At 63.9% G+C, this 26020-nt stretch carries 18 protein-coding genes and 1 riboswitch; of the genes, 3 read left to right on the forward strand and 15 right to left on the reverse strand.

The features are described 5' to 3' along the window. Nucleotides 1-227: 227 nt before the first annotated feature. The 8 genes from B0G73_RS31030 to B0G73_RS31065 all read right to left on the reverse strand — a co-directional run bounded on the left by B0G73_RS31030 (nt 228) and on the right by B0G73_RS31065 (nt 14160). Nucleotides 228-1157 (reverse strand): endo alpha-1,4 polygalactosaminidase, encoded by a 930-nt coding sequence (locus B0G73_RS31030; RefSeq protein WP_106284974.1) that lies wholly within the window; start codon nt 1155-1157, stop codon nt 228-230. 84 nt (nt 1158-1241) lie between these two features. Beyond that, nucleotides 1242-2615 carry an exopolysaccharide Pel transporter PelG gene (gene pelG, locus B0G73_RS31035; RefSeq protein ID WP_106284975.1) on the reverse strand — a complete coding sequence of 458 codons (1374 nt, stop codon included), beginning with the start codon at nt 2613-2615 and terminating at the stop codon, nt 1242-1244. Further along, nucleotides 2615-4267 carry a GT4 family glycosyltransferase PelF gene (gene pelF / locus B0G73_RS31040; RefSeq protein ID WP_106284976.1) on the reverse strand — a complete coding sequence of 551 codons (1653 nt, stop codon included), beginning with the start codon at nt 4265-4267 and terminating at the stop codon, nt 2615-2617. The genes pelG and pelF overlap by 1 nt, the downstream gene beginning before the upstream one ends. Next, nucleotides 4264-5274: a hypothetical protein gene (locus B0G73_RS31045; RefSeq protein WP_106284977.1), complete on the reverse strand. Its 1011-nt coding sequence runs from the start codon at nt 5272-5274 to the stop codon at nt 4264-4266. The genes pelF and B0G73_RS31045 overlap by 4 nt, the downstream gene beginning before the upstream one ends. Continuing rightward, on the reverse strand, nt 5267-6694 hold the full coding sequence (locus B0G73_RS31050) for a PelD GGDEF domain-containing protein (RefSeq protein ID WP_106285045.1): 1428 nt from the start codon (nt 6692-6694) through the stop codon (nt 5267-5269). Before B0G73_RS31050 ends, B0G73_RS31045 begins: the two co-directional genes overlap by 8 nt. A gap of 90 nt (nt 6695-6784) precedes the next feature. Continuing rightward, nucleotides 6785-7336: a penicillin-binding protein activator LpoB gene (locus B0G73_RS31055; RefSeq protein ID WP_106284978.1), complete on the reverse strand. Its 552-nt coding sequence runs from the start codon at nt 7334-7336 to the stop codon at nt 6785-6787. A 37-nt stretch (nt 7337-7373) separates the two neighbouring features. Continuing rightward, nucleotides 7374-11369 (reverse strand): tetratricopeptide repeat protein, encoded by a 3996-nt coding sequence (locus B0G73_RS31060; RefSeq protein WP_106284979.1) that lies wholly within the window; start codon nt 11367-11369, stop codon nt 7374-7376. After that, complete coding sequence (locus tag B0G73_RS31065; protein ID WP_106284980.1) at nt 11359-14160, reverse strand: sugar ABC transporter; 2802 nt, start codon at nt 14158-14160, stop codon at nt 11359-11361. The genes B0G73_RS31060 and B0G73_RS31065 overlap by 11 nt, the downstream gene beginning before the upstream one ends. A 638-nt stretch (nt 14161-14798) precedes the next feature. Then, a riboswitch (cyclic di-GMP riboswitch) is annotated at nt 14799-14878 on the forward strand. A 54-nt stretch (nt 14879-14932) separates the two neighbouring features. On the opposite strand from B0G73_RS31065, the gene B0G73_RS31070 reads away from it, so the two are divergent. Beyond that, a complete protein-coding gene (locus B0G73_RS31070; protein ID WP_106284981.1) occupies nt 14933-15805 on the forward strand; it encodes a spherulation-specific family 4 protein in 873 nt (290 codons plus the stop codon). A 405-nt stretch (nt 15806-16210) separates the two neighbouring features. Next, nucleotides 16211-16372 carry a DUF1328 domain-containing protein gene (locus B0G73_RS31075; protein ID WP_007182451.1) on the forward strand — a complete coding sequence of 54 codons (162 nt, stop codon included), beginning with the start codon at nt 16211-16213 and terminating at the stop codon, nt 16370-16372. 210 nt (nt 16373-16582) lie between these two features. On the opposite strand, the gene B0G73_RS31080 is transcribed toward B0G73_RS31075, so the two are convergent. Continuing rightward, complete coding sequence (locus tag B0G73_RS31080) at nt 16583-17212, reverse strand: GNAT family N-acetyltransferase (protein ID WP_106285046.1); 630 nt, start codon at nt 17210-17212, stop codon at nt 16583-16585. Between the two features lie 104 nt (nt 17213-17316). Beyond that, the gene (locus B0G73_RS31085; RefSeq protein ID WP_106284982.1) at nt 17317-18222 is read right to left on the reverse strand and encodes a LysR substrate-binding domain-containing protein; all 906 of its coding nucleotides are present in this window, start codon (nt 18220-18222) and stop codon (nt 17317-17319) included. 106 nt (nt 18223-18328) lie between these two features. Between B0G73_RS31085 and B0G73_RS31090 the strand changes: the two genes are divergently transcribed. Beyond that, the gene (locus B0G73_RS31090; protein ID WP_106284983.1) at nt 18329-19219 is read left to right on the forward strand and encodes a DMT family transporter; all 891 of its coding nucleotides are present in this window, start codon (nt 18329-18331) and stop codon (nt 19217-19219) included. Nucleotides 19220-19272: 53 nt separating this feature from the next. On the opposite strand, the gene rfbC is transcribed toward B0G73_RS31090, so the two are convergent. The 5 genes from rfbC to B0G73_RS31115 form a co-directional block, all read right to left on the reverse strand. Further along, nucleotides 19273-19824 carry a dTDP-4-dehydrorhamnose 3,5-epimerase gene (rfbC, locus tag B0G73_RS31095; RefSeq protein ID WP_106284984.1) on the reverse strand — a complete coding sequence of 184 codons (552 nt, stop codon included), beginning with the start codon at nt 19822-19824 and terminating at the stop codon, nt 19273-19275. A 110-nt stretch (nt 19825-19934) separates the two neighbouring features. Continuing rightward, nucleotides 19935-20930 carry a GlxA family transcriptional regulator gene (locus B0G73_RS31100; protein WP_106284985.1) on the reverse strand — a complete coding sequence of 332 codons (996 nt, stop codon included), beginning with the start codon at nt 20928-20930 and terminating at the stop codon, nt 19935-19937. A 726-nt stretch (nt 20931-21656) separates the two neighbouring features. Next, nucleotides 21657-24869 (reverse strand): multidrug efflux RND transporter permease subunit, encoded by a 3213-nt coding sequence (locus B0G73_RS31105; RefSeq protein ID WP_106284986.1) that lies wholly within the window; start codon nt 24867-24869, stop codon nt 21657-21659. Between the two features lie 13 nt (nt 24870-24882). Beyond that, nucleotides 24883-25431 (reverse strand): GNAT family N-acetyltransferase, encoded by a 549-nt coding sequence (locus B0G73_RS31110; protein WP_106284987.1) that lies wholly within the window; start codon nt 25429-25431, stop codon nt 24883-24885. 4 nt (nt 25432-25435) lie between these two features. Further along, a complete protein-coding gene (locus tag B0G73_RS31115; RefSeq protein ID WP_106284988.1) occupies nt 25436-26017 on the reverse strand; it encodes a GNAT family N-acetyltransferase in 582 nt (193 codons plus the stop codon). Nucleotides 26018-26020: the final 3 nt, after the last annotated feature.

Here is a 26020-nt window from a genome sequence, read left to right on the forward strand (position 1 = left end):
CACGCGCCGCCGCCGTTGCAGCAGCGCGACGAGATTCCATGCAGGATACTGTACATCCATACAGGTTTTTGCGCAATCCAACGATCGTCGCAGAGCAGTTTGCGCTCCGGGCATGACGCCCATGCGTACTGAGGATGAGAACCTAGCCGCCGACTGGATTGCGAGCGACTAGCAAACTGTGAGTGGGCTGTGGCAGGCAGAGAAGCCGTCTTGATTCAATCCGCTTGTCACGGCCGTGCGTTGCCGGTTCCGGCCGCACCCACGCCGACGGTCGCGAGTCCGCCATCGGTAACGTAAGGCACGAAGCCGGCCTCCGTAATCCGTGCGGCGGTGGCGGCTGCGCATGCGCCGTCGGCGGGCGGGCAATAGTCGATGGACAGCACCGGCAGCCGGTATTGATCGCGGATCGTTGCCGCCTGCATCAGCAGCCAGTCGCGATCGGCTTGCGGCACTTCCGTGTAACGCTGCTTGCCGGCATCCCAACCGCGGTACAGCGATTCGAACGCCACCATGCAGGCAAGATCATGGACCTGCGGCAAGATCTCGAAGCCGCGGTTGAAAATCAGCTTCGCGTCGGGATAACGCTTCTTGATCGCGCGGATGACCCGCACCAGCCCCGCTTCCTGCGCGGCGCGCGTGGCATCGGTTTTGGCGATCAGGTGGTAGGAGTCGAGCGTGTCGAGGAAGAAGCCGCGATAGCCTTTTTTCCATAACGGCGCGATCACCTTATCGACGAAAAACGCCGGCCATTGCGCGGCCGTCTGATCGATCACATGGGAGGCCCATGCCTCGTTGACGCCCGGCAGCCACTGCCGCGGCATGGCGTGGTAATACGCGCGATGCGGGTTCACTTCGCCGACGCTCACATATGCGAACCACGCCGGATGCGCGCTCGCGTGAGCGCGCGGATCGAAGTGCGCGTCGGGGTCGACCACCACGATATCGAATGCGGCCAGTTCCTCGACGGGCGGATTCGTGCCGTAGTACAGCGCTACCGACGGACCCGCTGGCGCGTGCGCCGCGCTCTGCGCGTGCGCCACCGAAGCCAGCGCGCCGAGCGCGGCCATGCGCGCGAACCGGCTGACATGACGCAGCAGCGCACGCAGGCTGAAACGTCGGTCGTGATCGTGCTCGGACAAATCCGGTTCCCCTGTCATGTTATTCAGGCAACGCCGTCGACGGCAAGAAGACCTGTTCCGCAGTCATGCCGTCGATCGGCCACGGAAACGATATATGGCCCTTCAACCCCGCAACATATACGTTTCGTATTCCAATGACATGAATTTGCGGTCCAGCACCTTCACGGCTGCCACCACCACGACCAGCAACGCCAGCGCAAATCCATAGCCGTAGAAATCCGGCCCGAGCCTGAGCGTGATACCGGTGAAGAGTCCGTTCAGCACGACGAATGCGCCCGTGAGCCGCAGCACCATACGCCGTCCGTCGAGATAGAAGAACACGTTGAGCAGACCGAGCAGCAACACCTGCAGACTCGCCGACACCACGTCGACGACAAGCAGCGGCATATACAGCGGCGAAATGCCGAGCGAGCCGAGCACGCGCTCACCGAAGGCGATGATCAGCAGCAGCACGACCGCCTGCACCTTGATAATTTCATACAGGCCGGCCCGCACGCTGCCCACCATCATGTCGCGCATTTCGTTGATATGGCGCAGCGTCGCGCCACTGCGCACGGCGTCGTAGAAGGCATCGTAGTACTCGACGAAATCCGCCTCGATGCGTACGAGGAACGTCGCCATGCCAGGCATCACGCACACATAGGCGATAAAAATGGGAATGTCGTAAATCACCGACGCGTTCAGCGGTCCGATCACGTGCGCGCCCGTGCCCGGCGCGTACCAGAACATGAACTTGTCGAGCCACACGCCGATATTGAATAGCAGACCGACCAGCGCGAGGCTCGGATAGGCGAAGCGCCGCTCGAACATTTCGAACGAAACGAAACGCTCGCTGCGGTAGTTGCGGTAAATCAGACCCGACAGACCGGCGAGCAGCACGATGTGCCCCGCCACGAAGCCGCCGAGCAGGCCGACCAGTCCATAGCCGTTCAACGCGAGCGCGAGGCACACCACGCATGCATAGCCGACTGCGAACACCATCAATATCTGCCGGTACTGCTTCACGCTCGACAGAAAGATCACGGCGATCCAGATATTGCTGACCACCACGAAGCCCGTAATCATCAGCAAACGGTAGATCAGCGGCTCCTCGCGAAAGCCCACCAGCATCGCGACCAGCGCAACCACGCTCGCCAGTACCGACGACACCAGCACCACGCCGTTATAGTTCGACAGCACGAGGTCGTCGCGCTTTTCGAACAGCCGGTCGGAGATGAAGCGCGTGAACGACAGTTGCAGCGGCCCGGTCAGAATCAGGCTGAGCGCGATCAGATATGTGACCGACACCTGAAACTGCACGATCGCGAAACTCGGAATCACCGAGGTCAGACTAATCAGCCCGATGATAAGGATGCCGAAGATCGACAGGATCAACGGTCCCGAACTGATCAGGCCCGCGTAGGCGTAAGCGCGCGCCACGCCCACCAGCGTGTCGCGGCGCATGATCTTGCGTAATTCGAAGCCGATACCCGCCATCAGCGTGTCTCCTGCGATTGAACGGGCTGCGCCGAACTCGGGTGCGGCTCCGCCTTTGATTGGGTGCCGTGATGCATCGGGCAGCGCGCCGCATCGGCGGCCGTATAGTTGCGCTCGCGATCCGGCATGGCGGCGAGACGCTCATACAGCGTGCGATAGCTGTCGATCATCTGCTTCCTGGTGTAATAGCGTCGCACGCGCGCGAGGCCGGCCTGTTGCGCGGCCTGCCAGCGGGTTTCGTCGGCGAGCAGCGCCAGCACGGCTTGCGCGAACGCCGCCGGATCGGCGAGTTGAACCACCATGCCCGCCGAGCCGAGCGCGCGATCTTCCTCGTCCGCGCCTTCGATCAGTTGACGGCACGAGCCCACGTCCGTCGTGATGGCCGGCACGCCGGCCGCGAAACCTTCCAGCACCACCAACGGCAGCGCCTCGCTGATCGAGGTCAGTGCGATCACGTCGATCTGCGGCATCATGTCGTCGATGCGCTGGAAGCCGAGGAATTTCACATTGCGGCTCAAGCCGAGACTCTCCACGAGCGCGCGGCATTCGAGCGCGTAAGCGGGATCCTCCTCTTCCGGCCCGATGATCCAGCCTTCGAGATCCGGCATGGCGCGCGACGCAATGAAGATCGCGCGAATGAAAGTCTTGATGTCCTTGATCGGCACCACGCGGCCGATCAACGCGACCACGCGGTGCGAGCGCGGCTTGCGTTCGGCTATCAGCGGCGCGAGCGCGTCGACGTCGATGCCGTTCGGAATGCATTGCGTGCGCTCGGCGCGCGCACCGTCCGTGATCTGGCGCTGGCGGTTCGCTTCGTACAGCGCGACGATATCGTCAGCGGCGTCGTACGCGAGCTTGCCGATCGCTTCGAAGAAACGCACCCACAGTTCGCGGAAATAGCTGACGCGAGAAATATCGCGTTCGAACACGCCGCGGTTGTCGCGAATCCACTGGCTCTGCAGCAGGTCGATCTTGCGCTCTTTCGTGTAAATGCCGTGCTCGGAGATCAGCAGCGGACGGCCCGTGCGGTAATGCATCAATGCGCCGAGAAAGCCGCCGTATCCCGTCGATACCGTGTGATAGACCTTCGCCGGCAACAGCTTCTCCGCGACGCGCGCGAGCTGCCACAGCGGCTTGTGCATGATGCGCACGGTCCAGAAGTAATCGGTGAACGACGGATCGGTACAGTACTTCTGATATTGATCGACGATCGTGTCCCAGGCCGCGCGGCTCGACAGGAACTGCTCTTCGTTCAGCGCGCCATTCGCCCCGAGCATCGGAATCATGCTCGCCATCAGAGCGCCGACATCCAGCCCGCCGCGCGGATCGCGCAAGGCGTCGTGCAGTCTCTGCGAGCGCGCGAACGCCGCGGTGTCGCCGGCGACGGCGCGCGGCTGAAAATCCGCCACGACCTGCTCGTACAGGAAGTGCGTTTCGATATGCACCACGTTGTCCGGCAGCGCATACGCGGCGCCGTTGTAGTCCTGTTCCCGGCTGCCGATGAACACAATCGCGAAGCGGGTCTCCGGGTAGGAGCGGATCATTTCATTGACCCAGCTCGACACGCCGCCACGCACGAACGGGAACGTGCCTTCGAGCAGCAGGCAGACATCGGCATCGGCGGCACGGCGGATCGGGAGTTCTTTCATCATGACCAGTACTTCACAACCGGTTTGAGTGTGGGCAACGCGGCCGCATTGCCCAGCGATGCGAGAAGCTGCTTGACGCGAGCGTAGTCGCCGCGCAGGAAGTCGGCTTCCGCAAGCCACGGCACCAGCCGTTCGCGCGGGAAACCGAGTGCGAGCGCCTGGCCAATATATTCATGCGCGGCATTGGGCAAGCCGTTCGCCAGCGCGAGACGGCCGCGAATCAGCCACAGCGCGGCATCGCCCGGATCGGTTTCGAGCGCCGCTTGCGCGTAGCGGTCGGCCTGTTGCAACGTATGGCGGTAAACCGCGCCTTGCACCAGGTTCTGATACACGAGTTCGAAGTACAACTCGGCGAGCAGGCGGTTGAGCGCGCGGCGCTCGGCGTCGTTATCGGCCGCTTCGAGCGCTTTGCTGGTGCGGAAGATCTTCTGCATGATCTCGTTTTCGGCGTGATCCAGCGTGCCGTAAGCGATCAGGCGAATGTCTTCGAGCGGATCGGCAAGCAACTCGCGCAGCAACGTGCCCGTGGTGCGAGTCGGCATGTTCTGGATCGCCACCAGCGCGGACAGCCGGTCGGTGGGCGACACCTGCGTGTTGGCGAGGCGCGCCTGCAGACGCGCGCCGCCGCCGTGCGACACGCGCGACACCAGGTAAGTGACGAATTCCGGGCGCGGCACATCGGCGAGTTGATCGCTTTCCTTGCTGCCCGGAAAGAGCGCCGCCCACACGCAACTGATCAGCACCACGAGGCCGCCGAACAGCGGCACGACAGTGCAGGCGAGCCACAGGAACAGCAACGTAACGCCGCGCGGCTCGCGGTAATTCGACGGCAGCCACGAGCGGAACGCGACCGCCTCCGCGAGTCCCGCCGACGCTTGCAACGCGAAAAAGCGCAGCAGCGGATCGAGCGCGCCGGCCGGTTGCAGCAGGCTCGCGATCGCCAGATATTGCACGATCACGGCCACCACGGCCGCGAGCGCGCCGACGATGAGAGAAAGGGTCTTAGACATCGAGGCCGCTTCGTTTGAGAAGGCGCATCAGCGCCGCGCCCGGCTCGTCGCCTTCGAGGTGGAGCGTATGAACGCCGACGCGTGCGCGTTCCAGGTCGGTGTTGAACTGGGCCGTCAGGCTGGCTTCGATCCGCGCGAGATAACCGTCGATGCCGGTCGTGTCGGTGGCCGGCATCAGATTCACCAGCACCGACTGCTTCGCGGTCTGCACCGGCCACATCACGTCGAGTGAACGGCGGCGGCGCATGACGTGCTCGAACAGCGAGTCGCCCTCTTCATCGCGCGGAAACGCAAGCGCGACGAGCGACGACGCCACGCCCGCCTTCTGCTGAAGACGCGTGAGGCGGCTCAGGTCGAGTGCGAATTCATACGGGCAGTTCGGCACGCGGTCGAGAATGCGCTGTACAAATGCGGAATGCTCGACGCCGTCCGCGTAATAGCCGAGCAACACCAGCAGCAATTGCAGGTTGTCGAAGTTAAGCGACAGGAACGGCATGCGCTTGACGACGAGCAGCGCGCGCAGTTCACCGTCCGCCGATACGAGCGGCGCGCACACCAGGTACTGGCTGACCGGCACTACCGTGTCTTCGTTCTTCAGATGCGCGACGCTCAGCGTGTTCAACGCATGCGTGACGAGTTCGTCGTGCACGGCGAGTTCGAACGGGTCGCCGATCCGCGCGATGGCCTGCGCGCCGAGCTTGCCGTGATGCACCGGATACAACGCCGCGACTTCGATCTGGCAGGCTTGCGCGACAAATTCGAGCAGACCGCTCGCGCCGCTGAGCGGATTGCCGCCCGGCGGATCGTTTTCCTTGCCCGCGGCCGGCACGGCGAGTGCCGTATCGGTAGCGACCGACAGACGGCGCAGCTCGGTAATCGAATCGCGCAACGTGGTCGGACGCGACAGCAAATCCTTTTCGAGCCGCTCGTGCGAGAGCCGCATCAGATAGTGACTGTTGGTCAACGCGACGAGACGGTCGTTCAGGTAATCGTTCAGCGAGGACGCGCGCTCGGCGCGGCTGCCCCACGTATCGCCGAAGTGCCCCGCGAGAATCGTCTGGATCAAACCGCCCGCGAAATACAGCGTGGGGAACGGGCCGCCGTGCGGATAAAAGAGCGCCCATGCGCCGAGCATCAACGCTCCGCTCAGCAGGCCGAGCAGGCTGCCGTAGCGCAAGGCCACGAGCAGCGGCGCCAGCCACAGCCACGGAAAACCATTGTGCAGCAACAGCGGGTCTTCAGGATGAAGCCAGCGGGCCACGGCCAATACGGCCAGCACGAGCACGACGGTCTCCACGATCGCGAACGGCCGCGCCACCGCGGGCGCCAGAAAGCGGCGCACGCGTCCGAGATTGCCGAACGGATGCGCATGGCGCGGCTTCGAGGCGCCTGGGTTGTTTTCCACGGCTGCGGTATTCACGGCCATTTCCTTTTCACATGTCGGATTGCGGCTGGCGGCCCGCACTTCGGGCGCAAACAGGCAACCTTGGGGATATGCTTATCGATGCTTTTACTGACGCGCTTGCAACGGCGACAGAACCTTGGCGATCAGCGAGGTCGCCACGCTCGACAGACCCGAACGGCTCCAGCCCGTACGCGCGCCCGTCGCGCTCCACACCACGGCGCCGTTCGACACGTCGATCAGTTCGAACGTGACGCCGACCACCGGCTCGCCGTCCACGCCTGTTTTGTAGCGCCATTCTTCGACCGCGCCCGACAGCACATAGCGGGCGTTCTGCGAACGCGCCCATTCGAGGGCCTTGTCGCTGTCGGCGCGCTGCGTGGTGTCGAACAGCGAGTTGCGGTTCGAATCGGCCGGCGCGATGCGCACATCGGCGATCCCGCCCGCGCGCAGCGTGTTGGCCGCGATCGACTCGGCGCTGTGACCGGCATCCGGCGTTTCAGTGTAGTTGGCGATCGACACCACCGCCACCTTGTCGCCGCGTGCGAGCGCGGGGCCCGAGGTCTGGCGTACCGCGCCGCAGGCGCTCACCATCAGGGCCAGCGCGGCTGCCGCGACACACCAGGCGCTCGTACGAGCCAATCGTTTAATGCCGTACATGAAGACTTCTCCTTGGGATAACTATGCGAAATCCGGTTCAATAAAACCAGCTATAGCGCGCGCCGATCTGGGTCACCGGCGTGCCGAGACGCGAGACGCGCTGATGCGAGAAAAAGAGTGCCGCGTGATCGCCGCCGAACACGGTGCCCGCGAGGCCCAGACTGATCGACGGCCCCCAACCCTGGAACGAGTCGTGCAGCACGCCGACGTCGAGAAACGGCCGCCATGCGCGCGTGTACTGGTCGATCAGATCGTTGCCGAAACCGAAGAACGCCCCGTATTGCGAGTACGTCTGCGGGACGAAGGTCGATGCATCGACCGGCCCGGCGCTCGCCGGAATCAGCCGCGAAATCAGACCGTCGGCGGAGCCGCTCGCACCGTAGTCGCCATGCGTGCCGATCAGACGTACCGTAAAGTCCGGATAGTTCGTGCGGATCCGATAACCGATCTCACCCGTCGAGAGCACGCCGCTGCCGAGGTAGTTGCGCGCCTGGCTATAGAAACGATCGGCTTCGACCGTGCCCGTCGCATACAGACTCTGCGTCACGCGATACGTGATCGTGCCGACCACGTTGTCCTTCATGCCGCCGACCAGTAGTGCCTGCGATTCACGTGCCGTCTGATTGCGGCCCGCTTTCAGCGCGATCGACAGCGGCGAGTTCCTGCCCCACACCGCGCCCACCGACACGCTATAAAAACTGTCGAGCGCTTCGCGGCGGCCGGCGGTCACCATGAAGGCGGTGTCGTACGTTTGACGGCGCGCGTGAAACTCCACCGAACGATCCACCGACGGCACGTTGGTCAGTTGCGACTCATCCGTCGAGTGCTGAAAGCGTTGGACACCGTTCACGCCGACCATGTAGAGGTCGGCGACCTTGATGCTGCCCGCCAACGTCTGCTCGACATAGTCGAGCGGATGTTCGACGAAGCTCGTCACGGTCGCGTCGAGCGATTGTGGCCAGGTCAGCGCGGTTTGCTGCAGGCGGCTGTGCAACTCCGAATCGTAGGGCGCGCCTTCCAGGCCCTGAAACGCGAGGTTTTCCGCCGCGCCCGGACGATCCACCGCGATCGAAGCATCGATACGGTTGTAGAGCGGCAAGCGTGCGCCTTGCTGGTCGAGCAGACGCTCCATCGCGGGCTTGTCGTTTTCAGCGAGTGCGATCGCGATCAACTGTTCCGAAGGCTGCATCAGCACGTCGGCGTACTGGCGAGCCAGCCAGCGCTTCGCCAGCGGACTCGCTTCATGCGACATCGCCCAGGCGAGCGCCACGTCGCGCGCCACCGACGAAGTCAATTGCGCCTGATCCGGCGACTTCGCCGCCGCTTGCGTCTTCACGGGCTGCGCGGGCGGCAGGCCGGCCGCGTCGCCGAGCAATGTGCGGCGGGCTTCGGTGTTGTCGTTGCGGCCCGCGTCGCTCGCGAGCAGATCGATCAGGAAAGCCTTCGACACGTCCGCGTTTTCGAAGATCGACGCGAGCGTGACGCGGCGGCCGAGCATCTGCTCACGCACTTCGCCGCCCTGCGAGGCGCGCGTGCGCAGCACGATCTGACCTTGCGCACTGTTGGCGCGAACCTCGGCCTCCTCCTGCTGCATCTGACGCCAGACGTTGCGGCGGATCGACCAGGCGAGATCGCTGCGCCCTGCCATTTCCTGCGCTTCGGCGTAGGCGAGTTGCCACAACGGATCGCGCGACATCGACGCCGACTGCAGGCGCAGATACTTGAGCGCCGCTTGCGGCCGGTTCAAACGCATCTGCGCGGCGGCGAGCGGCCCCCACAAAACGGGCGCCTGCGCGGGCGCATCGCGCCATTCGGCGACTGCCTCGCGCAATTGCGCTTCGCTGCCGTAGTCCACCAGCGTCCAGAGCAGTGCGGCGCGCAAGTCGAGCGTCGCGCCGGGCAGCGACACAGCGTGCTGCAAATCGTGCAGCGCGTCGAACGGACGATCGATCTCGCGATAGTATTCGGCCCGCACGCGCAGGAATGCCGGGTCGGCTTCGCCAGCCGCCAATTGTTCGGGCGTCAGGCTCTTTAGCAAAGCATCGACGCGGTCGTATTGCCCGGCATCGGTGTAATAGTGAATCGCGCTCTGCAACGCGCGCTGCGAGTGATCGCGACGGAACTGCAGCTCGGACGTACGCGCCGCGTCGACCGGATAGGCGTCGTAGAAGTACGTCATCGCGCTCAGATCCTCAGGCGCCGCCTGGCCGCTTGCCAGCAAATGCCTGTAGGCGTCGTTCGCGATGTCGTCACGCTGCAGCAGGCGCGCGAGCTGCGCGGCGTTGCGCCAGAACAGCACGTCGTCGTCCTTGGCGCCGCGGCGCGCGGCGAGCAGCGTGTCGAGCGCGCCCTTGTAGTCGCCGTGACGATACAGAAGGCTCGCCGTGCGCAGCGCGTATTGCGTGTTCGACGGATAAAGCTGGTTCAGCTTGCGGTAGTAAGCCAGCGCTTCGTCGTCGTGACCCGAGCGCTCGGCGAGCTGACCCAGACGCGCGTCGATCGCTTCAGCCGGCGAATTGCGTTGACGGCCGCGCAGGAATGCCAGCGCGTCGTCAGGACGGCCGAGGCGTTCGTAAGCTGCGACTACGGAGTCGAGCAGCTTCAGGTCGCCGGGCGAAGCATTCGATGCCTGGATCAACGCGGCCAGATAGGCGTTGTCGTCGTTGAGCATCGGCGCGAGGCGCATCACGTTTTTCCAGCCTTCGGGGTCGTGCGTGGCTTGAGCGTAAGCGAGCCACATCTGCAAGGCGAGCGGCGACGCGTGATTCCATTCGGCGACCTGAGCGAGGCGCCTGGTCCAGACCGGCGAACCTGGGTTCTTGCTGACCTGCTCCGCCGCCACGCGCTGAGCGTTGGGCAGATCGCTCGATTCGAGGAACGACTGATAGAGGAGGCCCGGCACGTCGTTGGAAGCGGCGGAGTTCGACGCGGCAGCCGGCGCAGCCGCGGCGCCTGATGCCGTTGCGGCGGGCGCCGCAGCAGCGGGTTTCGCCGACGCCGACGCGGCGATGGACGCCGCGACGCGCACAGCATGCACCGCGCGCGAACCATGGGTACTCGCGCGCATGGCAAAACCGGCCCGAACTTGCGGACCATCCATATAGGCGTACTGCCCCTGCGTGCCCTCTTCACTTGCACGCTCGCGGATAAAGTCGACGAGCCGCAGCGCGCCGTCCTCTTCAGGCTGAGCCTGCGCGTAGCCGGCCAGCGCCTTCGCGTAACGGTCCACGAGATCCGGACGATGCGCCGCGCGCGCCAGATTCAGCAGCACCACGAGCGTGTCGTGATCGTGCCTGAATTCGGCACCGTGTTGATCGGCGGCAGCAAGCGCGTCATCGAGCAGACTGCCCGACTGCAAGGCCTTGATGCCTTCGATAAAGCACTGACGTCTCGCATCGAACGTCGCCGCGCTGGCTTGCAAACGGAACCAGCCGTTCGCCGCGCCGCGATAGTCGCCGCCATACATGGCAAAGCGCACGACTTCGCGGTTCCAGCGCGTTTGCTGCGCCGGATCCTGCGCAGCGAGGCGAGCGTAGAGCTGCCCGGCAAGCTGTTGCGCATTCACCGAAGCGGCTGCTTCAGCCAGCATCTGCAGATCGGCATTCGACCACGTCAGCGCAGCCGCATTCGTGAGCTGCGTGCGCAAACGGCCGAGCGCGGCCTCGCGGCCCGGATCGTTGGCGGGCAGCGCGAACGTCTCGCGCGTGTCGACGGTCAGGCGCAGCAACTGCGCCGCGCGGCGCAGGTGATCGTCCGGAATCGCCTCCATGCGGGCAGCGATACGGCGCGCCTCCTCGTTGCGACCCAGACGCACGTACTGCGTGCCGAGCACCGAGAGGATTTCCGGGTTGCCAGGCTGCACGCGCAGCCATGCTTCCAGATACGCGATGCTCAGATCGCTCGGCGCGTCGGTCGACGTCATCCGGCTGCGCAGACCGCCGCGCGGATGCACGAGATAGAGCGTGATCAACACGACGCCCGCGAGCAGCAGGACGAGCCAAGTGGGCGCGATGCGAGGGCGATTATCGACCACAAGCGACCTCGATCGACTGATAGTTCAACTTGGGTCCGATGTCAGCCCGCGTATCGAAACGCAGGAGTTCGCCTTCACGACGCGTGGCGACAGCCTGCCTGTCGACGCTGACCTTGCACTGCTGCGCGTTGGCCAGCTTGACGAATGGCTGGTAGTGACCGGCGAACTCGAAACGCATGCCCTGTGCCGTGCGCTGGAAATTGCGCACGAAGCCGTTGGCTTCGCCGATATACGGCGCCGCGTTCGCGACAGCGCCGATCGCAAAGCGGGCGCTGCCGCCGTCGATATGGACATAGGTGCCGTCGGGGCCCGTTGCAAAACCGGTCACGCCCGATGCGTCGGCCAGCACCGGTTTCGTTGCTTGCGGCCAGTGCAATTCGCGCACCTCGCCATTACCGCGCACGAGCCACTCGCCGGCTTGCGCACCCACTTCTTTCGCCACCGCGAACGTGTGCCAGTCGAGCACCTTGCGGATGTACTCGCTCACGTAGACCGGCATGACCGGCTGCTTGAGCACCGTCGAAAAAATCTGGTCGAGCGCGCGCAGCGAGGCCACTTTGGTGCCGCTATACATGTGGTAGTAGATGTCGATCGGCTTGAAGCGCAGCGGCTTGTCGGTCATCGAAAAAGTTTCGAGCACGCGCGTGAAGCCATAGAACGGCCCCTGCCAGTCGTTCGTATAAACGTTCTCGTCCTGATTCGGCGCATACACCTGATAAGCGCCCGGCCCCTTGTCCACGCCGATCGGCGCGATATTGGTCCAGCTATTGGCTGATCGGGTGATGACCGTGTCGCCGCCGTTGAAGTTGTAGACCCCGGCTTCGTACACCTTGCGCACGACGAAACCCGGCGGACGGCAGTCGCCCGACCATTGCAACAGCACGGTCTTCTTTCCGGGCGGCGCCAGGCGCGTGTTGATGTAGTCGATCGAACCGGTGATCTCGCGGTCGATATTGAAGTGATACCCCGGAATGTTCAGCGAGAACGCCGCGTCGCCGCCTCCGCGATCCACCTGTGCGCCGGTCTTGCTGTCCACCTGCTCCCACTGGAACGGATGCGAGTACGTGTGCGTGCCGATCTCGACGTTCGGCAGCGCGAACATCTTGCGTGCGATCTCTTCGAGACGCGGCGAGATATCCGGATGCAGCCCTTTGGGACCCACTTCGCCTTCGATCACCGAGAGCGTCATCGGCACCTGATAGCGGGTGAAGATCTGCTGGTATAGCGCTTCGCCGGAATAGTCGGGGCCGGGGAATTCGGCGCGCGAGGCGAAACCGTCGCCGTCCACATGGGACATGAGCAGACGCCGGCCGTTTTCAGTCGTGACGCTCGGCGACGGCATGTCCTGCAAATGCAGTGCCGCTTTCATGAACGCCATAGGCTGGATCGCCCAGCGTTCCTGCTCGATGCTGTCGAGCGAAGCCACCGTGTACGGACTGAGTGCGTAGCCACCCCACGGTGTGAGCGCGACCTGATCGACCAGCACGCCGTTGGCCGAAACACGCAGCAACGACTGGCTGCGCGAGCCCACGCGCACGCCTTGCAGATCGCGCGGCTCGGGCTTCGGGCTGATTTCGAAGCCGACCATCGGGTCGCTCCTGACCACCGTGACCGGCGCGGCCAGCGTGCCGCCCACGGCTTGCAGATCGAGCGCCGCGCCTGCCGAACCGGCCGCGTCGAAGCCGAACGCGCCGAGGAAGGCGACAGGCACGTGATCCGCCATGCGAGCCGCGACCCAGCGCTGCCATGCCTCGGGATCCGGCACCGCGCCGCGCTGGATCCACGCGACGACACCGGCGTAACGGTCCGGCGTAATGGCGTCGGGCAGACGCGACGAGAAGTCGGCGTACTCGACGTCGTAACCCATATAGTTGAGCGGCGTGGCCAGATCGCGCACGCCGGCGCTCAGGTCGAGCGGATCTTTGGTATCGCGGTCCTGCACGACGAGAATCTTGCGCGGCAGGACCTCGATCTTGCCGATGCCGACCACGTCGCGTGCCGTGCTCGTCACGTAAGGCAGCATGCCGGCCGACACGACGCGCGCGGCGGTCTCGCGGGCGCATTCGCGGTCGTTGCGCGCGCAATATTCGACGGACACCACCGGCACACCGCTTTGTTGCGTGAACGCGTGTGCATCCGCAATGCGTTGTGCGCGCAACGCTTCGGGGATTTCCAGAAGCTGGCCGCTGTCGTTGATACCGCGCACCAGCGAATCGCCGACTACCGCGTAAAGCGACTTCGCCACCGGCAGCGCATTGCGCATGACGTCGGCGCCAGCCGCTACGAGGCGCGCGTCCGGATGAGCTTGATGAATGCGGCCGGCTGCGGCCACAGCCACGGGCGTGTCGAGCAGGAAGCCACGATAGCCGCGCTGCCACAACGGCTCGATCTGACTGGAGAGGAACGCCTCGGCTGAACCGGCGGACTCGGCGCCGCTAGTGCGCGCGATCCATATGGTGTGCGCCAGCGGATGAGCCGCCGGTTCGAAACCCGTGGCGGGGTCGACCACGACGGCGTCGAATGCTTGCAATTCGCCGGCAGGCGGATTGGCTGCATAGAAGAAAGCGAGGTTGGGTTGAGACGCGGCGGAGTGAGCCGCCGACGCAGCGGACTGCAACGGTGCGGCTTCAGCCTGCGTCGCTGCTTGAGTCACCGCGTGTGCCGCGAGCGGTGCAATACCGGCCGCGCCAAGCACTACCGCAATCAAGGTTCGCGTAAGAAATCTCTCGCCCGCACGTTCGACAACCCCGCAAGAGTCCCCGCCGGCGCATGCCCGGGTCCGCTTCTTCATCGCCAAAATCTTTTCCCCGTTCAGTCTGAACGCGAGCGGCGTTCTCCCTATGGGGAGAAAGTTTCCGCTTGCGGATTTTCTAGCCGGCCCGTCGGCATTATTTACATCGCGCAAAAGTAGCGTTGCGGCGGATGCGATACCGACTTTTTGTTTGTTTACTGGTAAGGCGGTGGAAGATATCACATGACATGGGGTGTCTCAAGCTCGCTTATGCCATTGCGTGAATCCAGACAGTTAAATAAAGGCAAATGCATCCGCTTGAATTCAAAGGCAAACGATTGCGCGCCTCTGCGAGCCGGATAGTAATGACGGCGCTGCCTGAATTTAATTCGTCAAGCGAATCGGCAACGTGTTGGAAAATCGCCGCAGAGGGTTCGATCAGGCGCATCGGCGGTAATTCTTCCGATCATTAAATTACAAACCTGCGCCGCGGTACTTTTCAAATCGCCCAAATCTTTTTAAGGCCCGTCTAACACGCGCATTCGACTGCTCACTACCTCGGGTCGACACCGCACCCAGCAATAAGTACCGAAAAGCATAGACAGAAATTAATTTTCCGATATCCTTCACGGGCATTCGATTCGAATGCTGCGAATAAATAAATCGGCCCCCTAAAGAAAATTCAGGGGATGCCGTAAGCGCAGTTTGGGCAAACCCGGAGCGATCCGGCGACGCAAAACTACAGGGACTCCCTCGCGGGAGTTTGCCAGTTGCCCGCCGTATCCACGGCGGGCCAATCGACAGCGGTGACCACACCGCGTCAGGAGGCTACATGCTGGACAATCGGGGAATGGGTGCAGTTGCGTTTGTGGCTTCGGAATCGGCGGAAGCAATCCGTCTTGTGGGCCGCCCAGGTAGAAGTCTGAAACGGGCCGGACTGATCGCGGGCCTGCTAGTTGTGGGATGCCTTAGCGGCACCGCCTTCGCGGCCACCACGACGACCACGACAACCACCAGTCTCGTCGTACCTTCCTACTTCAATGCCACCAGCAGCGTCGCGAACTGGAACAGTCTCGTGACCTCGGCGCGCAAGGTGCCGACCACGGCCATCCTGAATCCCAACAGCGGCCCTGGCGCCAAGGAAGATCCCAACTACGCGGCGGCCGCCGCCAAGCTTCGCGCCGCCGGCGGCAAGGTGCTGGGCTATATCTCCACCTCGTACGGCAAGCGCTCGCTTTCCGCGGTCGTGACCGACATCAACGCCTACGTGGCGATGTATAAGGTGGACGGCTTCTTCATCGACGAGATGACGTCCGACAGCCAGATGTCGCACATCCAGTTCTATCAGTCGATCTACAACTACATCAAAGGCTTGAACGCCACCTACGCCGTGACGGCCAATCCGGGCACCAACATTCCCGAGCTTTACGCGAGCTTGCCGACGGCAGACCAGTTCGTCGTATTCGAAAGTACCGCGAAGAGTTACGCGAAATATCAGCCGATGAGCTGGCAGGCCGCCTATCCGAAGAGCCGCTTCGTGCACATGGTGTACGGCGCGACCGCTGCCCAGTTGCCGGGTGTTGTGCAATACGCGAAGACTCATGGCGCGGGCGGCGTATATGTCACGTCGCTCTCCGGCGGCAATCCGTATAAGGCACTACCGCCCTACTGGAACGATGAAGTCACGGGCGCCGCCGCGCGTTGATGAGCTGACTTATATCGAAGTCGACATGACGTTTGCAGCGGCCGGCGTGGCCGGCCGCGGCAGTTCGTGAACGACGCAGCCGCCGCGTCGTGATCGCGATCGTGACCAGAACACACCCTCCCTTTCGACAACCGCGAAACGTACTCGCGGTATAGCGGATCGCTTTCCACCTGATCGGGTTATCTCGGCCGCCGCGACAGATCGGTCTTGACGCCGTGCATCACGCGACCGGGCAGAAACGCGACGCTGCCGCCACCATGCGCACGGCCTCCCCTCCGCTGCGTTCGGTCTGGGCACACCTATTGCTCTATTCCGCTCGCCGGCAAATAACCCGTCAAAGCACGCAGTGCCCACAACGAGTCGCCGTTTTCCATTTAATCCAGCAATCCATCGGTGGGAGGCCCCATGCTTCGATACGCTGCAATCTTCTTCATCATCGCGATCATCGCCGCGGTATTCGGCTTTGGCGGCATTGCCGCAGGCGCGACTGAAATCGCCAAGGTCCTGTTCTTCATCTTCGTGGTGATCTTCCTCGTTACCTTGCTGATGGGCGTGATGCGACGCTGATGAACGCGTCGACTGTCTAGGTTGAATCACACTTGCCCCGGCGCGCAAACCGGCACTCCGTTGCAATACTTGCCGTACCGTATTGCAATTGTTGCTGACCGCGCCGGGGTTCTCACTTCAGGCTAGCCCTGCATCCAGACGTTTTCACCCACGCATTGCACTGCACCACTTCTTCGTTTTCTTTATCGCTTCGTTGGACCTTCCTTGTCTTCACGCCGCGCGCGCAATCGGCGTACGCGCACTCAACCGATGCGACCAGTTAGCGAGCGTACGCGTCGCCACCGACGGCTTGCTCAAGATCGCACTGTCGTAATTCTTGCCATCGAAGCGTACGAAATCGGCGATGCGAAACCCCTGCCCACGATAAAACGCAATCAGATGCGCGGCCGGTTGCGGCGTATCGAGTGCAAGCTCCGCATAACCGCGCGTCGCGGCCCAATGATCGGCGAAGGCAATCAGCAACGTACCGATACCGCGCGCCTGCCACGCGGGCTCGACCGCGAACTGGCGCACGCTCGCGATACCGTCGCGCCGGTATAGCTCGCACGCCGATCCACGATCTGTCGCGTAGAGGGTCATCGTGCCGACGATGCGCCCGTCGCACACCGCCACATAGCAATCGCCGCGCGTTGCGCGCAGGCGTGTCGTCTCGACGGTCTGATCCACGCACGTGCAATTGAGGCCGATCGCGCCGAGCGGTGTGAAGGCCCGATGCAACAGCGCCGTCAATGCGACGAACGAATCGCGCGCCGGATCGAAGCGGCGCAATTCGACGCGGCCCACACCGTGATACACGTAGTCGATACGAACGGATTGTTGCTTCGCTGCACGTCGCTTCACGTTGAGCACCTCGCGGTATCAAGATGCCCGAAGTGTAGATTTCGCGTGGGTGCGTCTCAAGAAAAAATGTCGTAAAAACTCACATGAGAGCCGCTGCGGACGTATTAGCCAAAAGCCGGCGCAAGCTGCGGTTCGCCTTCGCGCAGACCGAGATGCAATTCCTCGCAGAGGAACGTTTGCAAGGTTTGCACGGCGGCCGCCTGCGCGCCGGAAACCTCGCGCATGAAGAGACCGAAGTCCGCGGTGGGCGCGTCGGGCAAACCATCGGCCTGGCCGAGTACGCGCATGGACTCCGAGCGAATGTTGCCGTCGAGCAGCACGGACACACCGAGCCCCGCTTCAACCGCGGATTGCACGGCCGGCAGACTCGTGCTCGTGCACACGATGCGCCACGCGATCCCCGCGCGCCGCAACGCCGTCAATACCTGCTGTTGCCACAGGCACGCGTCGCCGAACGCCACCACCGGCAACGCCGCCTGCGCGTCGCGATTGAAGCCGCGCGCGCCGACCCAGAAGAGCGGCTGCTTCCACGTGAGATGCGGCGCCGCGTCGACCAGCGCCGGATCGCCGACCACTACATCGAGGCTGCCATCCGCGAGCCGGTTCGACAGCGCCGCACTGCTGTCGACGACGATCTCCAACGCCACTTGCGGATAAGCAATCGAAAAGCGCCGCAACGCCCGCGGCAATCGGCCGACCGCAATGTCCTCCAGCATGCCGAGCCGCACGGTGCCGGACACCTGCCCCGCGCTCAACGCGCGGCGCGCGTCGGCGCCCGCGCCGAGTATCGTGTGGGCATAGGGCAACAGCAGATGTCCCGCTTCGGTGAGTTGCACGCCACGCGGCGAGCGGTCGAGCAAGCGCTGCCCGAGTTCGTCTTCGAGCCGGCGCAGTTGCATGCTCACCGCGGCCTGGGTGCGCGCGAGGCGCGTCGCCGCCACGCCCACCGCGCCCGTCTCCGCCACGGTGACAAAGGCGCGCAGCAGGCTGCTGTCGAGATCTCGGGTCATAAAGGTTCTTGAAGTCGGCATAAGAAATATCAACTTATCTTAATACCGCGAGCACCGATAAGATAGCAGTGACGAACCCCGAACGAACGCCAACTCGCCGACAACCATGCAGGACACCACTCTCCAATCCGCATTGAATCCCGCGCAAACTAGCGTGAAACCATCCCGCAGCGCGGCCGGCGCGGCCCTGCTGTGCGTGCTGTCGATGTCGTGCGTGCAGTTCGGCGCCGCACTTTCCGCGCCGACGATGGCGACGTACGGTTCGCTCAGCACCACCTGGCTGCGCCTGTGCTGGGCCGCATTGGTGCTCGCCTTGCTGGTGCGTCCGCGCTTGCTGAGTTACTCGCGCGCGCATTGGACCGCCGCCGGCGTGCTCGGCGCCGCGATGGCAGGCATGACGCTGTGCTTTTTCGCGGCGCTTCAGCGCATTCCGTTAGGGCTCGCTGTCGCGATCGACTTTCTTGGGCCGCTCGCCGTCGCGACCTTCGCCGTGCGTCGCGCGCGCGCACTGCTCTGGCCCGCGCTTGCAATCGTCGGCGTGATCCTGCTCTCGCGCGATCGCGCGGGCTGGATCGGCGAACCGCTCGGCGTGCTGCTCGCTTGCGGCGCGGCGCTCGGCTGGGGCAGCTATATCGTGTTGATGAAGAAGACCGGCACCCTGTTCGCGGGACTCGAAGGACTGTCCGTGTCGCTGATCGCTGCGGCGCTCGTGGCCACGCCATTCGGATTGGCGCAAAGCGGTCTGCACGTGGCAGCGGCCCAGGTCATGGCGACAGCGGGCCTCGCGCTGCTGGTCCCGCTGCTGCCGTACGCGCTGGAAATGGTGGCGTTGCGGCACATGCCGGCCGCTTCATTCGGCATCCTGATGAGCGTCGAGCCGGCGATCGGCGCATTGGCCGGCTTCGTCGTACTGCATCAGCCGATGGGGATTCTGCAGATCATGGGCACGCTGCTGGTGGTGACCGCAAGCGTCGGCGCCGTGATGGTGGCGCGCTGAAAATCCGCGGCACGGCGCGCGCACCTCGGCGCGCGCAAGACCGTGCGCCTGGCTCAGGCGATGTTTTCCGCTTCGTAAAGACGCCGGCCCGCAGCATCCTTCGCGCCAAGGGTCGGCTCGAAATCGATCGGCCACTCGATGCCGATGTCGGGATCGCGCCACAGAATGCAGCGCTCCAGTTCGGGAAACCAGTATTCCGTGGTCTTCCACAAACACTCGGCGGTATTGGACAGCACCACGAAACCGTGCGCGAAGCCGGGCGGCACCCAGATTTGCCGGTAATTGGACGCGCTCAGATACTCCCCGCACCACTTGCCGAAATTCGGCGAATTGAGCCGCACGTCGACAGCGACGGCGAACACTTCGCCCACCACGACCCGCATGAGCCGGCCCTGAGGGCGTTGCACCTGGTAGTGCAAGCCCCGCAACACGCCACGCACCGCGCGCGAATGCCGGTCCTGCACCCATTGAAAAGCTTGCGAGACGTCGTCGGTAAACTCGTCCGCGCTAAAGCTCTCGAAGCAGAAGCCGAACTCGTCGCAAAACACCTCGGGCTCGATGAGTTTCACCTCCGGCAATGTCGTTGCGATCACCTTGTTGCCCATTGCCGCTGTGCTCGTAAGAAGCCTGACCGGCGAAAACGCTGCCGCCACGACGGAGAACGCGTCCACGTGTCGTAAGGCGCCCCGCCGCCGGCTCGGGCGCCTGCATGATGTTACGCCTCGCTCGCCACGCGGCTGCGCGCGCGATATTCGGTTGGAGATAGCGCCATGCGCTTGCGGAAAATCTTCGCGAGACGATCGCCGTTGCCCGTACCGCTGCGCCGCGCGATCTTGTCGACAGGCAATTCTGTCTCGGTGAGGAAATTGCAGGCAATGCGCAGGCGAACCTGCAGCAGATAGTCCGACGGCGTGACCTGCATTTCATGCTTGAAACGCCGCAGGAAATTGCGCTCGCTCATCGCCGCGACCTGCGCGGCGTCGGCCACCGAAACCGGACGGTCGCAATTGGCCTCCATCCAGCGCGCCGCCGCGCGGATCTTCTCGGCCACGCTGAGCGTGCCGCCCTCCGCCGGTAGCGGCACCCAGGTGGCAGCCATGCCGGGCATCACGCGGTCCGCGACGCTGCGGGCGAGCTCCGCACCGAGATCGCGTTTGATAAACATGAGCGCGCTGCGGGCACAGTCGTTACGGTCATTGGACGCGTTGAGCGCGGACTCGCCCGTGACACTGCTGAGATAGCGGTTCACCTGCGGTCCGTCGCTATCCGTCGGGCCGGCCGCTTCCAGCACGAGCCGTCCTTCGCCGATCGTTTCGATCGCACGCGTGCGCGATTGCACCGCGCGCAGCCAGCCGAGCACCCGCTCGTCGCGCGCGGCCACATGCGCGCCGTAGCCGCCTGCGATGAACAGCACGTCGAAACCGCTGGCGAAGCGCGCGTCGATACGGTCCGTCCAGATGCGCGCGGAAGAAGAACTGGCGACGCTGCCGCCGTCCATGGAAAGGAATTGCACTTCGTAAGGCTGCTCTTCACCGGCGCGCGAACCTGAGAGTTCGTTCGCCGTCTGGAACATCTCCACCACCGTGCCTGGGCCGAGCAGCCAGAAGCCGTCGAACAGCAACACGCCGATGCGCCGCGTCGCACTACGCACGTTCAGCGTCGGCGTATGTAACCAGGTGATCCTCGCAGTATCAAGGTGCATGTGCGGCATGATATTTCCCCAAACTGTCGTACATTGTGGACCCCGATCGCCGTTAGCCGCCGTTATGACGGAATGATTATTGCCAGCGGAAATCGCAGCTGGCCGCTTAACGGATTAAGCGTGATGGTAGCGGAATGGATCGCTATAGTAAATTTGAAAAACAAATTACTGTCGAGAAATAGAATGTATGAAGAAAACCGTTATCTCGCGTTTGATATGACAAGGGCGGGATGAGTGTGCGCCGCAGCCGCGCACACCAGGCGCTCCCGGCAGCTCGCCGCCAAACCGTTGCCAGCAAGGCTTTCCAGGCACTGACGGAGCGCGTGGCGGGGCGCCGCAACGCATCCTGATTATGACCCACGTATGGCAAAGCGGCATCCAAAAGTGTTTCAAACTTGAAATACAAACCTCGCAAATAATGACCATTCAATAGCCGTTTTATTCGCAAATCGGGAATTTATTGGCCACCGGGTGCAATCGGCCTGCATTTAACGAATCGATCGCTATTAATCGTTTCTAAACGCGTTTTTCGAACGTCCGAAAATGTTTCTATATTGAAACATTGGCGGTTTTATACGTATGACAATTCGTGCTTGCAGCGCACAATAACTATAAACATCGGAGGATTGAAGGCTTGTCGCGCCCGAAGAATCGGGCGCGTTTGAAGTTGCGCGGCCGGCGCCTGACGGCGCCGGCCAGCGCAGCACGCCGGTCACGATGCAGCTATCCGAACGCTCAGGCCGTCGGCGACTCGTCGAGCGACTCGCGTTCGATCGCGGTCGCGGCACGGCGGCCCTGCCGCTCGGCGCGCCTGCGATGCAGTGCCGCCAGCCGCCGCCGTCCGTGCGTGAGCGAAGCGACCGCATGGAACGCGACCGGCGCGAACACCAGCCCGAACAGCGTGGCAGCCAGCACGCCGCCGAAGACGCCCGTGCCGATCGAGCGGCGGCTTTCGGCACCCGCGCCGCTCGACACCACGAGCGGCACGACGCCCAGCAGAAACGCCGCCGAGGTCATCACGATCGGCCGGAACCGGGCGCCCGCGGCCTCGGTCACCGCACGCGTCAACGGCATGCCGCCCTGGTACAGATCGCGGGCGAATTGCACGATCAGAATCGCGTTCTTCGCCGCGAGGCCGATCACCGTGATCATGCCGACCTTGAAGTACACATCGTTAGGCATGCCACGCAACAGCACCGCCGCAACCGCGCCGATCACGCCAAGCGGCACGACCATCAGCACGGCAAGCGGAATCGTCCAGCTTTCGTAGAGCGCGGCCAGCGCCATGAACACCGCCAGCAACGACAGGCCGATCAACAGCGGCGTGAGTCTCGCGGCCGCGGTTTCCTCGCGCGCCGCATCGACCCAGTCATAGCTCACGCCGACCGGGAGGGAACCCGCAAGCCGCTCCAGCTCCGCCATGGCCGCGCCGGAACTGTAGCCGGGCGCCGCGTGGCCGCTCACGTCGAGCGACGGGTAGCCGTTGTAGCGCGTCAGCATCACCGGGCCGATCGTCCACTGACGCGTTGCGATAGCCGAGAGCGGCACCATGCCGCCCGTCGAGTTGGGCACGGCGAGCGCGAGCAAATCCTCTTCGGTCATGCGCGCGGCGGCGTCGGCGGCGATCATGACGCGGCGCATGCGGCCGCCGGCCGGGAAATCGTCGATATAGGTCGAGCCGAAGGTGCTGCCCAGCACGTCCGCGATGCGGTCGAACGACACGCCGAGCGCGTACGCCTTCGCGCGATCGACGATAAGCTCGACGCGCGGCGCGTCAGGCAGATCCTCGGAGTGCACCGAGGCCAGCACCGGACTCGCCTTGGCCTGCGTGAACAGTTGCTCGCGCGCGGCCTTCAGCGCGTCGAGCCCCACGCCGCCGCGATCCTCGAGGCGGAACACGAACCCGTCCGAATGCCCGAGTCCCGGCACCGAAGGCGGCAATTGAGCCTCGACGCTACCGTCCAGAATCTGGTCGAACTTTGCATTGAGCCGGTCGCGCAGGGCCAGCGCATCGATATCGCGCTTGCCCCAGTCCTTGAGTTCGACGAATCCCATCGCCACGTTCTGACCACTGCCCGAAAAGCTCCAGCCGATCACACTCGTGACGTTCGCGATTGCGGGCTCGGCATGGAGAATCGTTTCCGCGCGTTGCACCACGGCCAGCGTGCGCGCCTGGGTGGCGCCGGCGGGCAATTGAATCATGACCTGCAACTGGCCTTCGTCTTCGCTTGGCAGGAAACCGCCCGGCATCTGCCAGTAGAGCACGCCGCACACGCCGACCAGCACCGCGTAGATGGCCAACATGGGGCCGATACGGCGCAACGTGCGCGCGGTCAACCCGCGATAACCACGCGCGGCGCGATCGAAGCCGGACGTGAAACGGCTCGCCGCGCGCGCCGCGAAACCGCGAATGCCGCGGCGCGCGTCGCGTTGACGCACCGATTGCGTGTGCGCCCTCAGCAGATTCGCGCACAACGCGGGCGTCAATGACAAGGCCATGAACGACGACACCAGCATCGACGCGATCATCGCCACCGCGAATTGCCGGTAGATTCCGCCGACGCCGCCGGGAAAGAACGCCATCGGCACGAACACCGCCGTCAACACCGCCGTCACGCCGACAATCGCGCCGCCGATCTGCGACATGGCTTTGCGCGTGGCCTCGCGGGGCGGCAAGCCCTCTTCTTCCATCACGCGATGCACGCTCTCCACCACCACGATCGCGTCGTCGACGAGAATGCCGATGGCGAGCACGAGGCCAAACATCGTGAACACGTTGATCGACAGACCGCACGCATACATGGCGAGAAACGCGCCCATCAGCGTGACCGGAATCACGACGGTCGGCACCAGCGTATAGCGCAGATCGCGCAGGAACAGCCACATCACGAAGAACACCAGCACGACCGCTTCCGCGAGCGTGACGAGCACCTCGTGAATGGCGATCTTCACGAAGTGCGCGTTGTCGAACGGGATTTCGACGGCGACGCCCGAAGGCAAGCCTTTCGCCAGTTCGGCAAGCCGCGCGCGAATCGCGTTCGACGTTTCGAGCGCGTTGCCGCGCGGCCCGAGTTGAATCCCGACCGTTGCAGCAGCCTTGCCATTCAGGCGCGAATAGTACGAGTAGTTGTCACGCCCGAGTTCGACGCGCGCGACGTCGCGCAAACGCACAGCCGAGCCGTCCGGCCGCGCCTTCAGCACGATCTGGCCGAATTCGGCCGGCGAGATCAACTGGCCTTTCACGCTCACCGAGGCGGTCAATTGCTGGCCCGGCACGAACGGCGCGTCGCCGAGCGTGCCCGCCGTCACGGTCGCGTTCTGTGCGGCGATGGCGGCGTTGACTTCGGCGGCGCCGAGGCCGTATTCGCGCAGCTTCATCGGATCGAGCCAGATGCGCAGCGCTTCGTCGGCGTCCCAGAGTTGGGCTGAGCCCACGCCGGGCGCGCGCTTCAACTCGCGCAACACGTAGCGGCTCAGATAGTCGCTCAATTGCACGGAGTCGCGCGTGCCGTCGGTGGAACTCAGCGCGACCAGCATCAGGAACGTGTTGGCCGCCTTGAACACGCTGATGCCCTGCTGCACCACCTGCTGCGGCAAACGCGGCTCGACCTGCTTGAGCCGGTTCTGGATGTCGACCAGCGCGAGATCCGGATTGGTGCCGGGCGCGAAGGTCGCGTCGATTTCGAGTTCGCCCAGGTTGTCGCTGGTCGTTTGGTAGTACAGCATATTGTCGGCGCCATCGAGACTCTCCTCGATGATGCTGCCGACGCTCTCGTCCACGACTTCAGTCGACGCCCCCGGATACATGGCGGATATCACGATGCGCGGCGGCGCAAGGCGCGGATACTGCGCCACCGGCAGTTGCGGAATAGCTAGCGCGCCCGCCACGACAATGGCGAGCGCGACGATCCATGCGAAGACCGGGCGGTCGATGAAGAAAAATGGCACTCAATGAATCCGTTCAGATTGTCTGGAGGCGCGGTGCGTCGACGAGGCGGGCCATATGCAGCGCGTCCGCCAGCACACCGTCACGCATGGCGAAACCGCGCGAGCGGCCTTCTTCGACAAAGCCGAACTTGCGATACAACGCGATGGCCGGCGCGTTGTCGGCAAACACCGTGAGGTCGATGCGGCGCAAACCGAGCGACGCATCCGCGCAGTCGATCAAGCCTTGCAAAAGCGCGGTGCCGACACCGCGGCCATGATACGCGTCGTGCACGGCGACGCCTAAATGCGCGCAGTGCGCGCGGCTCGACCGGTGGACCTCCAGGCCCGCGTGGCCGACCACGCGTCCGTCGATAACCGCGCACACGTTCACGCCGCCTTTGAGGCTCCGCTCGTGCCACGCCGCGAGTTGTTCAGGACTGCGATAGCCGACCGACAGCGTGCCGCGCCGCACGCCAGGCAAGCTCATGATCTCGGCGAACGCATCCATGTCCGACGATTCGAATGCGCGCACCATAATACATTTGTAATGTGCGGCGTCGTCCGGCAACCTTGTTTCGTTCATGGTTTTATTCCGCTGCGAGATGGGCGACAGAAGGCGGCGACATCCACGGCGCCGGTTCGCGCAGCCGCGCCATGAAGTAACAGTCGATCAGTACGCCGCGACGCAATATGGCACCGCGCTGATGCGCTTCGATCTCGAAGCCGAACTTGCGGTATAGCGCGAGTGCCGCGTGGTTATCGGTGTAGACATGCAACTCGACGCGGCGCAGGCCGAGCCAGTTGTCGGCCAGATCGAGCAGCTCCGCCATCAGCGCATGACCGATGCCGCGCCGCTGCCACGCGTCGTGCACGCCAATACCGAGCGAGGCGGCATGCGCGCGGCGTCCCTTGAAAGGACTGAGGCTGGCCTGACCGACCAGCGTGTCGCCGACCGTCGCCGCGATCGCGATGCCAGGGGCCTCGAATTTTTCCAGGTGCTCGCGTGTGCTGGCAACGGTCCGAAACGGCACCTGCGGATTGCCGTTCATCGCCACGGGCAATTGCAGCATGGCGTGAAACTGTTCCGCGTCGGCCACGCGCAAAGCGCGCAGCGTCAGGCCCTCGGGCAAGCTCTCAGGTTTTGATTTTGTTTTTTCGTGTTGATCCATAGG

Source organism: Paraburkholderia sp. BL25I1N1, assembly GCF_003002025.1.
Taxonomy (GTDB): domain Bacteria; phylum Pseudomonadota; class Gammaproteobacteria; order Burkholderiales; family Burkholderiaceae; genus Paraburkholderia.